We start from the raw sequence: 571 nt of genomic DNA, 5'->3' as shown, positions 1-571 counted from the left end.
GGATCAGGGGTGTATGTTAGCCGGTATTATGTTTTGAGCTCTTTGACATTGTTGATGAAAGATGAAGGGACATGTGGGCGACGGCGTCTGCATCCGGGGCTTCAGGGCTCGGGTATGTAGTTTAAAACAGTCGTCACCTTTAGCATGTCCTGACGTAACCATACGTTTAGATATGTGCAGGGTGAATGACCCCTGAATTAGTTTTACGTCAGATGGCAGTGTATAGACACTGTGCTGTTTGTGAGACTGGACCTAACTTGAGAGTTTGATCCTGGCTCAGAACGAACGCTGGCGGCATGCCTAACACATGCAAGTCGAACGAAGGCTTCGGCCTTAGTGGCGCACGGGTGCGTAACGCGTGGGAATCTGCCCTTGGCTTCGGAATAACAGTTAGAAATGACTGCTAATACCGGATGATGACGAAAGTCCAAAGATTTATCGGCCAGGGATGAGCCCGCGTAGGATTAGGTAGTTGGTGGGGTAAAGGCCTACCAAGCCGACGATCCTTAGCTGGTCTGAGAGGATGATCAGCCACACTGGGACTGAGACACGGCCCAGACTCCTACGGGAG

Annotated in this window: 1 rRNA gene; it reads left to right on the top strand. The window is 51.1% G+C overall.

Annotated elements, in window-relative coordinates:
* Positions 1–253: 253 nt before the first annotated feature.
* Positions 254–571: ribosomal RNA gene (locus EOE18_RS18225) — 16S ribosomal RNA — on the top strand; the annotation flags it as partial.

The sequence above is a fragment of the Novosphingobium umbonatum genome (genome assembly GCF_004005905.1).
GTDB lineage: Bacteria > Pseudomonadota > Alphaproteobacteria > Sphingomonadales > Sphingomonadaceae > Novosphingobium > Novosphingobium umbonatum.
The sequence above is the reverse complement of the archived record's forward strand: the minus strand, read 5'-3'. Positions and strand labels throughout refer to the sequence as shown.